The sequence below is a fragment of the Paraburkholderia sediminicola genome, from assembly GCF_046026895.1.
GTDB classification, from domain to species: domain Bacteria; phylum Pseudomonadota; class Gammaproteobacteria; order Burkholderiales; family Burkholderiaceae; genus Paraburkholderia; species Paraburkholderia sediminicola_C.
Map to the genome: position 1 here is coordinate 363,397 of NZ_JAQQEU010000001.1, position 13,282 is coordinate 376,678.

9 protein-coding genes and 1 pseudogene are annotated in these 13,282 nt (G+C 59.9%); 1 reads left to right on the forward strand and 9 read right to left on the reverse strand.

Translation table 11 applies throughout. The features are described 5' to 3' along the window. Positions 1-180: 180 nt before the first annotated feature. Positions 181-754 (forward strand): annotated as a pseudogene (locus PQR02_RS01620) (IS110 family transposase); the annotation flags it as partial. Positions 755-893: 139 nt separating this feature from the next. Here the strand turns inward: PQR02_RS01620 and PQR02_RS01625 are convergent. From PQR02_RS01625 to PQR02_RS01665, 9 genes are all read right to left on the reverse strand, one after another. Further along, on the reverse strand, positions 894-1,598 hold the full coding sequence (locus PQR02_RS01625) for a sulfotransferase (RefSeq protein ID WP_408224430.1): 705 nt from the start codon (positions 1,596-1,598) through the stop codon (positions 894-896). A 60-nt stretch (positions 1,599-1,658) separates the two neighbouring features. After that, positions 1,659-2,480, reverse strand: a complete 822-nt coding sequence (locus PQR02_RS01630; RefSeq protein WP_408224433.1) for a class I SAM-dependent methyltransferase — start codon at positions 2,478-2,480, stop codon at positions 1,659-1,661. 153 nt (positions 2,481-2,633) lie between these two features. Continuing rightward, on the reverse strand, positions 2,634-3,329 hold the full coding sequence (locus tag PQR02_RS01635; protein WP_408224436.1) for a WbqC family protein: 696 nt from the start codon (positions 3,327-3,329) through the stop codon (positions 2,634-2,636). 1 nt (position 3,330) lies between these two features. Further along, entirely contained in the window at positions 3,331-4,476 is a 1,146-nt protein-coding gene (gene vioA, locus PQR02_RS01640) for a dTDP-4-amino-4,6-dideoxy-D-glucose aminotransferase VioA (RefSeq protein ID WP_408224660.1), read from the reverse strand. Between the two features lie 44 nt (positions 4,477-4,520). Next, the gene (locus PQR02_RS01645) at positions 4,521-7,547 is read right to left on the reverse strand and encodes an O-linked N-acetylglucosamine transferase family protein (protein WP_408224439.1); all 3,027 of its coding nucleotides are present in this window, start codon (positions 7,545-7,547) and stop codon (positions 4,521-4,523) included. A 196-nt stretch (positions 7,548-7,743) separates the two neighbouring features. After that, entirely contained in the window at positions 7,744-8,085 is a 342-nt protein-coding gene (locus PQR02_RS01650) for a flagellar protein FliT (protein ID WP_408224442.1), read from the reverse strand. A gap of 6 nt (positions 8,086-8,091) precedes the next feature. Then, entirely contained in the window at positions 8,092-8,526 is a 435-nt protein-coding gene (gene fliS / locus PQR02_RS01655; RefSeq protein WP_408224445.1) for a flagellar export chaperone FliS, read from the reverse strand. A gap of 46 nt (positions 8,527-8,572) precedes the next feature. Then, a complete protein-coding gene (fliD, locus tag PQR02_RS01660) occupies positions 8,573-10,948 on the reverse strand; it encodes a flagellar filament capping protein FliD (RefSeq protein WP_408224448.1) in 2,376 nt (791 codons plus the stop codon). A 216-nt stretch (positions 10,949-11,164) separates the two neighbouring features. Continuing rightward, positions 11,165-13,027 (reverse strand): flagellin N-terminal helical domain-containing protein, encoded by a 1,863-nt coding sequence (locus PQR02_RS01665; RefSeq protein ID WP_408224451.1) that lies wholly within the window; start codon positions 13,025-13,027, stop codon positions 11,165-11,167. Positions 13,028-13,282 lie beyond the last annotated feature (255 nt).

Here is a 13,282-nt window from a genome sequence, read left to right on the forward strand (position 1 = left end):
CGATCTCACCCGTGCTGGGATTGGCCGAGCTGCCTTGGCGTTGACCTTTCGATCGGGCTCCGGCATTCACCGGAGCGTTGCCGGGCCCAGCGTTTGACCTGATAGGAGCTTTGTCCTGCACCGTGAGTGTCCTGTCCAGCGAGTGGGGTTGGCGATGCGCCCACCACGACGGAAACACGCATGGAACGACACGAAGTCATTCTGGATGTCGACACGCACCTCGACGCATGTCGGTGCAGTAATCAGCGAAACAGGGAAGCTCCTTGGAACCTTGTCGGTGACGGCCGAAACTGCGGGATATATCAAGCTTCTGACTTGGGCGAATTCTATTGGTCATTTGCGCCGCGCGGGGTTGAAGGAACCGGCACCTATGGCGCAGGCCTTGCACGTGTGTCGCGCGATCCCGGGATCGAAGTGCTGGAGATCAATCGTCCTGATCGAGCTGCTCGTCGATCGCGCGGAAAGTCCGATCCGACCGATGCGGAAAGCGCCGCCCGAGCGGTCCTCGCCGAAAAAGCAACCGCGATTCCCAAAGAGCAACCCGGAGCGGCCGAAGCGATGCGAGCTGTTTCCGTTGCTCGTCGCAGCGCCGTCAAAGCCAAGACGCAGGCGATCAACCTGTTGTCTGTTGCGTGCCTTGCTGGTGAGCGCGCCGCAGGACATCCGCGAACGTCTTCTGAAGACAAAGGCTGCTGAATGCGTTGTCAACTGCACGCGGCTTCGCTCGCTGGGTGACACGCCAACGTTGCAGACTCCGGTTGCGTCTTCGTTCTCGCCGCTTTGTACAACTGCTGCATTGCCGCCGACGTGCATGCGTAACGCCGACGGCACGGAACCAAACTGTTCGGGAGCGACCATTCAACGCTGGAGGAGAGATGGTGATGCTTGATTTATCAAGTTTCGTTCAAGTGCGGAATATTCGTAATCAAATCATCTGGCAAACCAAGGAATTTTACAATTCTACTCGTATCTTTTTCCTGGGTGAGATCAATTACCAGTAAATCACTCGGGCGTTCGGAGAAGTGGCGAACAATTTCCGCATTTCTCTCTCGATAAATACTTTTGTAGTGGTCCGGATTGTAAAATAGTTCATAATTTCGCTTCAGACTAACCTCCTCATAAACCTCCAGAGTCCAGTTCAGGTCCATCATATGATCGACGTAGCCGGGATAAAGATAATTTAACGAGCGATAATCCTCACGCCGGATCTCCCTTTCATCGGGCACGCCAAAGATCTTTCGGTGGAATTGATGCAGTGAATTGAACCAAGCGTCCGCATTGCGGTAGGTAAGGACAAATTTGCTGCCGGGAAACAATGCATCAAGTTGTGCATATGTGCTTTTTATGGAAAACGGTATGTCCTGGAACGCATCATACTTGCTCACATAATCAACCAAAGGCCTCAGATTTCCCTTCATTGCCTGAACTCCATGCAGTTCGCCCTCTTGCTGCGGGGCCACGTTGAGTCCAAGAATGTTGAAAATCGCCTGCAGTGAGGTCGTCCCGGTTTTGTTGGCACCAATTCCGAACACTTTGTTGAAGGATTTCGACGCCGTGCACAGCGGTACGGAAATTTTACGAAACTGGTTCAGGTCCATCAGGATATCTTATATTCTGGTTAATTGAGCGATGCTCTCGGCGGAGCGTTGCGTCGACTGTCAAAAACCCTTCCAGTAATCGACAAAGCCGTTTTTGAAGACAAACCAGATGCTTTGTAGCTCCTGGTTGATTGATTCGATCGCGTCGCTCAGGCCTGGCTGATCCCGCTTGAACAGCACCCAGCACTTGGCGGGGGGGCAGTACAGCGACGACGCGTAACCCCACTCGCGCATGAGAATACGCATGCTGGCGTTGGTGTGAAATGCGGTATGGACTGGGGGCACGAGATAGAACCAGTTGGGGTCATTTGGCACGTTCTCGCAAATCACGGTATGGATGATCAGGCAGCCGTCTTTGTCGACAAGGCGGTTCACTGCGTCCAGATCTTCCCGGCTGCGTACGTGTTCGAACATCGCCGAATTGATCACCGTCCGGTACTTGCCCAGATTCTCGATGTCAATGTAATGGTGCGCTCCCTCGTTTTTGACGAATGGGTCGAAGACGGGCAAATCGATGTCGTGGTACTTATGGAGTATGCTGCTCAGTGTGCCATAGCCAGCCGCGTAGTCCACCATGCTGTCCGTGCTAACGATTCCGTTGGTGCCGAGAAGGGCTAGCATCATTGCCTGTTCGGCATACGGCGGCTGATTGCATGTCTTCTCGCTCGCCGGATTTTCGAGGAAGTGGTGAAAGCGGGCGTTCAGGGTGCCCCATACTTCGGCATCCAATGTGCCGTGTGTGATTGACGAAACGAAACCGCAGTGCGTACAACGGGCGTAATCGACCGGGCCGATATCACACATGAGTTCATCGAAGGGCGATTCAGTGTAGGTTTTGGAGAAGTAGTAGCGGTTCTGCGAGCCGCAGATCATGCAGTTCATTTGGTTCGGTTCCTTCTACGATTGCTGGCGTCTGTCCACGCTCACCACGTCACGTCGAACTGCGCTCGCAGACTATTGTCGAAGTGGCAGCGTGGCACTCACCGCGTGCCGCGGAAAACTGCAGTCCAAAACAGCCGTTTGTAGACTCCGTGTTCATACGGGCGTCCACATCGAAAGCAAGGGCCGGATTTGTTCGGACTGGTTGAACATCATGACGTCGACAATAGACAGCCACGGCACAAACGGGTGGTCGAACTGTGGATACTCGATCGGTTCAGATTGCAAAAAGCTCAGCTCGATACCTTGCGAGAGGAAATCCGCCCTGGAATAGAGTTCGCGCCCACCGATCGCGTTCAGATACTGTTCGGCGCCGAGTTTCTGGCAGATAGCCACTACTTTGTCTCTGCCGCTCAACGAATGATCGATATCGATGCTCGACGACAGGACAATCTCTGTATCAATTCCGATCCACGAACACACAGTGAGAAGTGCATCGTGGATATAACGTAACAGTGATGTCTCACCATTCATCACCACTTGCTCCAGCGCAGGCCATACGCCGGGAAAATTAGGTGCACGCCGGTAGGCCTCGCGAAACCGGTTCAGCAATTTGGTCTTGTTGAATTCGGGCGCGATCGTACGCTGTGCGACATCGAACGAGTCCGAATCGTTTTGCAGTGGAATCGTGAACACGCTATCTGTTCCGTTCACGAGGAAGCGGTTGCGGTTTATCCAGCCTTTCTTCGTGTATTTGATGTTGTCATAGAGCACGAAGCAGTCCACCGCATGTATCAGCTGAAAATAGCCAATGTACGGCAAAAAATACGGCTGCATGATGGCCAGCTTCATATCACCCTTTTTTTATGACGCTCACTACCCGCTCGATGTCTTCAATTGACATAGATGGATAGATAGGCAGACACAAAACCTTTCCCGCGGCTTCGGTTGCGACCGTCAGATTCTCCCGTCGTGCCGAAGGCAACCCTCGGTACATCGGAAAATCGGAAATCAGCGGGTAGAAATAGCGCCGCACTATCACGTTGTTTGCGCGGAATTTGTCATATAGCGCATCCCGCGTCAACGAATAGCCGCTATCGACAAGGATTGGGAAATATGCGTGGTTTGCGACCTTTTCACCCCCATTGCCCATACAGCGGATGCCTGGCACTCCTTTCAACATCATGCGGTAGGTTGCGTCGATTTTCCTGCGAGCGGCGAGAGCCTGGTCGATATGCCGCAACTGCAGCAAGCCGAAGGCGGCGTTGATTTCGCTCATTTTGCCGTTGATTCCGGGCGCGACGACGGTCACTTCATCGACAAAACCGAAATTCTTGAGGTGATCGATGCGCTGCTTGGTCTTCGCGTCCGGGCAGATGATCGCGCCGCCTTCGAACGTATTGAAAACCTTCGTCGCGTGAAAGCTCAATACCGACAGGTCGCCGTGCGCGAGCACGCTCCCGGCTTGCGTCTGCACGCCGAATGCGTGCGCCGCGTCGTAGATCACGCGCAGGTTGTAGTTGTCGGCAATCTTCTGAATCGCTTTCACGTCGCAGGGGTGGCCATAGCAATGCACGGGCATGATTGCGGTCGTCTGCGGCGTGATCGCTGCTTCAATACGCGCCGGGTCGAGATTGAGCGTGTGTGGATCGACGTCGACGAATACAGGCTTCAGGCCGTTCCAAAGCAATGAATGCGCGGTCGCGACGAACGAGTAGGGCGTCGTGATGACTTCGCCGCTGATTCGCAGCGCCTGCAGCGCCGTCACGAGCGCGAGCGTGCCGTTGGCGAGCAGCGCGAGATGCTGCACACCGAGGTAGTCGCACAGCGCGCGCTCGAGCTGCTGATGGAACGGGCCGCAGTTCGTGAGTGTCTTGCTTTCCCAGATCTCCTCTAGATAAGGCAGGAACTCCCGGAGCGGGGGCAGATGCGGCTGCGTCACATAGATGCGTTGCTGAAGCGCCTCGGCGACGACTTTAGTCGGGATCGAAACTGTCATGGTTGTTCTCTTTCGGTGAGGCCCGGTATGCGGCGCGCGGAGCGTCAGGCGCCCGCTGCGACCGGTTGTTGCCAGTCCGCCGGCAATTGGGCGTCGAACGACACCGGCGCTTCGCCTGTGCACCAGCGCTCCCACATCAGACGCAATGCGCGGGACATGGCTGCCACGACGACCTCGGGCTGGAAGTAGGCCGAAGCTGCACAACGCTCGCGCATGCCGTTGCGCAGTTCGGCGAGTTGGGCTGGATCGTTGGCCCAGTGCACGCCTTTTGCGAAGAAATCGGCCGGATCAGATGCGATGAACGCCTCCAGCCCTAGACCGGACATAATCGTCGCCCCTTGCCGGGCGGGTGCGGTGCGGCCCGGGAGCGTGAGTGTCGGCACGCCCATCCAAGCTGCGTTGAGCGTCGTCGTGCCGCCCCCATACGGAAAAGTGTCGAGGCACAAATCGACCTCACGGTGCTGCTCCAAATAAACTTGCAAGTTGGAGCGTGCCCGGAACACCAGACGGTCCCGCTCAATGCGGTGTTGAGCGAACATCTCGGCAACCATGTTGCGTGCTTCGTCGGGCAAACCGCCCACCAGCATGCGTGCGGTTGGAACCGCATGCAGGACTTCCGCCCACAAGCCGATGACGGCCGGACGCAGCTTGTTGAGCCGGTTGAAGCTGCCGAAAGTGATGTATCGGTTCGCAAGGGCTGGCAGGGTGTTGACCGCGGGGGCCGTCTCCGACGGCGCAAACGGCGCGACGGCCGGCAGGTAGACAATCTTTTCTGAAAACTGACGCTCGCTCTCGCCGGGCGGTACGAAAAGCGGATCAGCAAAGTAATAGTCGATCGTGGTCATCCCCGTCGTCGCAGGGTAGCCAAGCCAGCTGGCCTGGATCGGCGCCGGCTTACGCGCGAAGGTCCGCAGGCGATTTCGCCCGGTATGGCCGGACAGGTCGATCAGGATGTCGATGCCGTCGGCTCGGATCTGTTCCGCTAGCGCGGTGTCGCTCATGCGGTACACGGAGGCCCAGTTGTGGAAGTGCGAACGCAGCCGCGCTGAGACGTCGTCAACGATTGAATGGTTATAGTACGCGTACAGCGTCAGGCCAGGATCGCGCGCCAGGTGCACGAGCAGAGGCTCGAGGAACGAGGCGACCGCGTGTTCAAATAAATCCCCCGAGACAAAGCCGACTCGTAAGCTGCGTTGCGGATTCCGCGAGTTGGTGTGGCGCTTGCACTGCGCACGGAGCTTGCGCTCCAGGCATTCGCCGAAAGCGCAATGCTGTTTCGTCAAATCGTCCGGATCCACGTCATCACTGTGGGACAGGCAGAACAGGAGGTTACTGCGCGCCGTGTCGTAGTCGGGGTCAATTGCCAGCGCTCGGTGGAACGCGTCCTCTGCTTCGGCAAGTCGACCTTGCAGCTGCAGCATCAGGCCGAGGTCGTTGAGCGTCCTTGCATTGCCGGGGGCGAATTCGAGTGTGCGCCGAAAGACCGCCTCCGCTTCGTCCAGGCGAAACTGCCAGTAAAGGGTCTGGCCGAGCATGTTGTGCGCCAGCGCGTGGTCCGGCTTCAACGCGATCAGGCGCCGGTATGCTTGTTCGGCTTCGGCGACACGGCCCTGTTCCTTCAGCAATTCCGCGAGCACCAGCATGACTTCGTGGTCTTCGGGCGCCAGTTCGATGGCTTTGCGCAATTGGTCCGTGGCTTCGCCTGCCTGCCCTTGCGCGCGCAAGGCGAGACCCAGCATTTTCCAGCCAAGTGGATGGCGTGGATAGCGGTTGGCTACGCCTTGTGCGAAGACGGCGGCCTCGGCCATGCGGCCGCTATTGAACAGCGTCGCCAGCCGTTTGGTTTCGGCCATTTGCGGCGCGGCAGCCGCCTGCTTGCGTGCCCTCGGGGTTACGACAGTTTCGGCCGTTTCGGACGCGCCGGGTGCCTGGGCTGGCGTCGATGTCGCCTCGGGATGCGGCGCCTTGGGGCTTGCGGCTGCGTGATCGGAGGGCGATAACTCGGATGCTCGCTGGAGCGGCGCGAGCGCCTGATCGGCGAGTCCTTGCTGCAGGAGCGCCTCGCCCAGCGCCTTCCAGCCGAAACCCAGCGTCGGGAAAATCGCCGTCATCTGCCGGGCGACGGCTTCAGCCTGCTGATGTTGCCCCAGCGTGGACAACGCGTTCAGCGTGGCGACGAACTCGTTTACCAGTGCTTCGGCTTCATCCGCTGTCAAGGCATCCGCGGGCGTGGCGCCAGCCGCGGAGGCCGGGTCGACGATGCCAGGTGCGTCCAACTGGGCAGCGGGTGCAGCGTAGGACACCTCGCCGGCGTTCGAATTGGGCTGGGGCGCGTCGGCGACAGGGCCCGCGGCTGGGTGCGTTGCCCGCATGGCGTCGTCCTTCGCCTGTTGCAGTTCCGCCAGCACGTCAAGTGCGCGCCCCTCGTCCGCGGCCAGATCAATCAGAAATGCCTTGCGGTGCTGCTTGAGCCAGTCCAGCGGCATGTCCCACCAGGCGAGTTGCAGCAACTTTTCGCGTACACTCTCTGAGAAACGGAAGCCCGTGAGGCGTGCCGGCGATCCTTCGTAAATGCCGAAAGGCTCGCCGCGAAAGTGGGGCGGCACGATGGATCGCACGCCGATCACACACCCGCTTGCGATGACGCTGCCGCCGAGGACCATCGCCTCATCGCCGATCGACACGTCATGGTGGATGACGGTGTCCGGATAGTTCGGCGCGGGCGCATCGTCGATGCCAAAGCCCGGCGGCCCGAACGGTACGGCGCACAGGGTGTGTGTGCTTTGCGGATCGCTTAGCAAGAAGCGCAGCCGCAGTCCACCGGCGACGTGCTTGCCGATCACCAGCCGTTGAACGCCCTCGCCGCATTTGACGATCGAACCGGCGCCAAGCATCGAGCAGCGGCCGATCTGCAGCGAGTCCACCTCCACAGCCTCATCGCGCCCATTGCGGAACAAGTCTTTGGGAATGGCGGAAACGGCGCCGTCTTTGTACCCGATTACAACAAATTGATTTGACAACGGGTGATTGGCATGTACGCCAATACAATCGTCGGAAGTCTTCACATTCATTTGTGTCCACCATGATGCTGTGGGGCCTGCTTCGCTCAAGGTCTGAGCGCAAGCGGGAACAGGCGCATGCTGTGCGAGCGCAGTTTAGGCCGCAGTGTATATGGCGGTGGCAGGGGTCAACGGCGCAAAATGAGCCGCAATTTGGCTTCTGTTCCCGGGAACGGCTAAGTGTTCGCTTCCGGCGCCCGGGTCAACTTTAGCGCGGCAGCCCGTAGGTCTTGCGCAGGGCGAGGGATTGCCGATTACTTGCGATCAGCCCAGAAAGACGCGCAAGCCGCGGCGTCACCCGCTCGCGCACCTCTGCCTCGTCCGAAAGAACGCGGCGAAGCAGCGCATCGAGGCGTGCCCGCTGTGGTGCGTCGAACGAGAAGCGGTCATATACCGGCCGAAGCGTATCAACAAGGGCGGAATAGTGCTGTTGCAACGCGACGACCCTGTCCCAGTCGTCTTGTCGTGCTGCCTTCAACATGTTGTCCGACAGGTGCGCGATGGTCTCGTAGCGTTGGAACAACTGTTCATGCGTGCTGGGCGCATCCATATCCCGTCACCTCGCGGTCGACACGCGGGCCGATGACGCAGCACCGGCGACTTGATCCTTGATGCCTTTCCAACCGTCCTCGATCGTACCGAGCAGATTGTCGACTTCCTCAAGCGGTGCCGGGTCATTGTTCAGATTGGCTTCGAGCAAGCGACGCTTCATGTACTCGTAGAGACCGTCGAGGCGTTGCGCGAGTTCGCCGCCTTTCTCGAGATTCAACCCTTGCTGCAAGCCGCCACCGATGATCACGATAGCATGCGATATCAACCTGCCTTTCTCGGCAATGTTGCCGTTAAGCATATGCAAACGGCTCATGCGGACAGCGTGACGCGCCCCTTCGAAAAGCTGGGCGACGAGATCGTAAGGGCTCGCGCCGAGTACGCTGCTTTCCACACCGATGCGCGCGTAGCTATTTGCGCCGAATTGTTGAGGTGAATACATGATTGCTCCCTTCCTTATGTCAGCAGGCCCTGCATTACGCACGTCCTCAGGAGGCCGACGTCGGCGGGTTGAACGTCAGCTGCAGGAAGGTGGCGGTCGATTGCATCTGCACTACCATGGCGTTCAATGCGGAGAACTGCGAGGTGTACTGCTGCTGCACCTGCGAAATGTAGGTCTGCAAGCTGGTTTCCTGGGTCTGCAGCGAGGTGACCTGGGTGTTCAAGGTGTTGGTCGCATTAGCGATCGCACCGCTCGTCGGGTCAGTCGCGTTCGTCACGATCGAGTTGAGAAGCCATGCGTAGCCTTGCGAGTAGTTCACGTTGCCGAGCGCTCCGGTGGCGTTGCCTGTCACCTGGATCACCAGCCCTGCCGCGGCACCGCTACCCGCCGTCAGCACTTGACCATTTCCGGTCGCCATATTGCCGTTAATGGTCCCGGCCACGTTGAGCCCGGTCGTGGACGTGGCTGAACCTCCGAACAGTTGCGTGGCGCCCGAACCAGAAATGTTGACTGACGAATTCGATCCGTAGCTTGCCGAGGCGATGGTCAAGATGCCGTTGGTTTGCGTCACATTCACCGACACGCCCGCCTGCTGCAGCGTGCTGTTCGTGTTGATGGCCGTCTGCAGTGCCGTCGCGAGTTGCGACGACGTGTAGATTCCCTGGGGAACCGTGATGTTGCCCGCGGACCCGTCCACCGCCACCGAGAACGGCATGCCGCCTGCGGGGATCGTGGTCGAGTTGTTAGCGACGCTACCACCAAAGAGCTGCGTTGCGGGGTTGTTCGTGCCGTCTGTGATCGAGATCGTCTGGCCGGACGGCGGCGTCACGCTCAACACGCCGTTGTTCTGTGTAACGGTGACTGCCAAGCCAGCGCTACTGAAAGCGCTATTGATGTCCGATTGCAGTTGCGTCGCGACGGCCGCTGGAGTGGCGTTGGTGAGTGGCGTCAAGTTGACGGTCTTTTGCGTGCCGTTGATCGTCACCGTCATGCTGGTTCCGGATGCGATCGTGGTCGAGCCGGTCAACGCCATCGAGCCGGTCGCCGTGTCGTAGGTCGGCGTCGACGAGCCGGCGAACGTGCCGTTCGTCGCGGGTTGCGTGATGTTGACAGCGTACGAGCCCGGCTGTGTGTTGGTGCCGCCGATCAGGTAAGTGACATTGCTGTTGGTCGCCGAACCGGCCGTGCCGAACAGCGCAGTGAACTGGCTGGGGTTGCTTTGCAGGGCTTGCGAAAGCGTCGAATCGTTGACCGACATCGTGCCGTCGGAGTTGAGCCCGATCCCGACTGCGGCGAGAGACGAGTAGCCGCTTCCCGTTCCGGTCAAGCCACTGGCGAGCACCTTTTGCAGTTGGTTCTGGATCTGCATGGTGGTGGCGTCGCCGATCAGCGGGCCGTTGGTGCCGCCCGGATTGTAGGCGGTCAGTTGGCCGATCGTGCTCTGCAGCGTGTTGTAGGCCGACACGAAGTTGTCGATGTCGGTCTGGGCGGAGCTCAAATTGGCGGCTACCGAGACCGTCGACGTTCCTGTCTGCTGGAGGTTCAGCGTCAGCCCGGGCACGGCGGTGCCGACCGAATTCGACGAGCTGGTGAGCGACAGCCCGTTGACCGTCAGCTTGGCGTCCTGGGGCGGGACGGTCTGCGTCATCGTATCGCCTGTGCTCGGCGGGTAGGTCAGCATGGAAGCCAGACCGGAGTCGCCTTGCACCGAAATCTGCATGCTTTGATTGGCGCCGGTCTGATTCGAAGTCAGCACCAGGTGGTATGGAGTGTTGCTGCCGTCGTTGACGATCGTCGCCGTGACGCCGAGGTTGGCGTTGTTGATGGCGTCGCGCAGGCCTGCCAGCGTGTTGTTGCTGCTGTTGATCGTGATGCTGCCGCCCGGTTGCGCCGCGTTTTGCGTAAAGGTCGAACCGTTCTGCGTACCGAATGCGATGGTGACCGTTGACGTGCCGCTGCCCGACGTGACGCTCGTGTTCAGGCTGGCCTGGCCGGCCGTGGCGAGCGATTGCGCCTGCGCCAGCTGGGTCGTGTTGACCGTGTAGGTGCCGGACTGCACGCCGATGACCGCGCTCGCGGTGAGTGCAGCCGTGTTGCTGGACGTGGCCGTGTACGAGCTAAACTCAGTCGGGCTCGTCAGCGCCGCGAGCGACTGCTGGAATGTAGAGAGTGCCGAGTTCAGCAGGCCATACGCCGAGATCTCGGTGTTCACGCCGATCACCTGATTTTGCAGCTGGGTGAGCGGAATGCTCTCGACCTGCATCAGGCCCGTCAGCACCTGGCTGATCGGTACCGTAGTGCCCAAGCCGAGCGCGGCCGACGAGATGATCGACGACGCGGACGGCGCCGACGTGGTCGAGGTGCTGCTTGCGCCAGTGGTGGTCGTTGTCGTGCTGCCAGTCGCAGAAATCGGGGTGGACATAAGTAGCCTGTGCCTTCTGGTGTGGTGCGTCGCGCCTCACTCGCTGCAAGCATCGCCAGCGTATGGGCGCGGTGCGCGCGTCGCGCCGGTGGCGCGTCGGTTTTGGAGGCGGCGCGGAGCTCTGCAAAAACGCCACGAGAGCGCCGCCTCCAAAACCGGCCGGCGCTCTCGCGCCGGCCTTGTACTACGTTGTCACTGCTGGATTGCCATGTTGCCTTACTGGAGCAGCTTCAGAACCTGCTGCGGCAACTGGTTCGCTTGCGCAACCATCGCTTGAGCAGCTTGCGACAGCACCTGGGCACGCGAGAGCTGCGACGTTGCCGCGGCGTAGTTCGTGTCCTCGATCGACGACTGCGTCGACTGAGCGTTCTGCACCGACGACGTCAGGTTCGAGATAATCGACGTGAAACGGTTCTGCACAGCGCCCAACTGGCCTTGCAGGGTGCTGACCTGGTTCAGTGCGGCATCCACGGTCTGAATGGTCTTTTGTGCGTCTGCCACCGTCAGCACGTCGGCGCTCGCAAGCGAGCCGCCCGCCGAAGCAACATAGCTGTTTTGCTGCACAGTTGTGCCCAGACCCGTACCGCCAGTGTCCGTGATCGCGAGGTTCACGCCCGGCTTGGCCTGGCTGTCCGTCAAGACCAGCTCACCTTGCGAGTTCACGCTCGCGCTGATGCCTGCAGCTTGCAGTGTCGCGCTCGCATTGATGGATTGGGAGATCGTCGTTGCCGTATCGTTTGGGTTGACCGTGATCGGCACGCCCGCGGCGAGGTTGCCGCCGGAAATAGTCAGGGTACCTCCCGCAGCGTCGGCCGGTGTAGTCGTTGCCGTGTACGTCTGGATCGTTTGCAGATTGTCGGCGGTGTTCGTGGAGTTGCCTAGTTGCGCCGCGATATCATCCGCACCCTTGCCGGAGAGCGAGACCGAGCTGGCCGATGACAGCGTGACGGAACCATACAGCGTGCCCGTCGATTCGGCGCTGCCGCCGGCGGTTGCAACCAGCGCGGAAAGGCTGCCGGCGCTGGCGGCGCCGTTGATCGTCTGATTCGTGTTGTCCAAACCGCCGGTAATGTCAGCGCCGGTGGTACCTTGGCTGATCGAGATGTTGCTACCGTCTGCTGCGTTGAAGGTGAACGTCGTGCCGTCAGCGGCGAGCGACGCCGTCACACCCGTGGTGCCCGACGCAGCGTTGATCGCGTTGAGCACGGTCGTTGCGCCCACCGAGCCGCCGGCGGCGATCGAAACACCCGCAGAGCCGAAGACGTTGGTGCCGTTGATCGTCAGGTTGAAGGTTTCGGTGGTGCCACCGGTGTTCCCGTTATTGATGGTGTTGAACGTCGCAGTCTGCGTGTTCGTAGCGCTAGCCGTGAGGCCGGTGATGTCCGTATTGTTGATCGCTGTTGCTGCGGCGTATGCGCTGTCCGAACTCTGGCCAGGGTTGCCGGTGCCCGCGACGGGGGTGGCGACCGTGACGGCAGGCGAGCCACCCAGGGAGATGTTCAGCGCTTCGGCCGAGAGACCGCCGGTTGTCAGGCCTTGCAGCGAGAACGTGGTGCTCGAGGTTTGGCCGATTTGCGAGGTCTTCGCGCCCTGGCTCAGATTCACCCCGATCGTCTGGCCGGCGTTCGCGCCGACCTGGAAGTTCTGCGTGCCAAACGAGCCGTCAAGCAGGTTCTGGCCGTTGAAGCTTGTGGTCTGCGCAATCGTGTTGATCTGCGCAAGCGACTGCTGGACTTCCTGGTTCAGCGCCGCGCGGTTCGCAGCCGAGTTCGACGCGTTCGATGCCTGCACGGCCAGCTGACGGATCGTTTGCAGGTTGTTCGTGATTTGCGTAAGTGCGCTTTGGCCCGTTTGCGCGAGCGAGATGCCGTTATTCGCGTTGCTCTGCGCAACGGTCTGGCCGTTGATCTGCGCTTGCAGCGTGGTCGCGATCGCTTGGCCGGCGGGGTTGTCCGCTGCGCTGTTGATCGAGAGACCCGACGACAGCTGGGTGATCGCGGTGGTCACCGCGGCCTGGTTGTTCTGCAAATAGTTCTGCGCAATTTGCGACGCAATGTTGGTATTGATAACCGTAGTCATTCAATTACTCCTATGTTCAATGGTTTGTACATTCCGGCAAAGTCCGCCGTAACGTACGGCCGTGCACCGCGATGTCCATTTGCCGTCGTTAAGTGGGTTATCGGAAGGGCTCTAGAAATCTTTAGCCCTGGTACCTAGCGAGTGCCGCAACATTTCACCTTTACGATCGCGCTGGAGTCTGGCGCGAGGCCCTGCTGACCGCCTTGGCGTTGTGTCCCTGCATCTGCGCGGAGAGGCCGTCCCGCCGCGTCATCG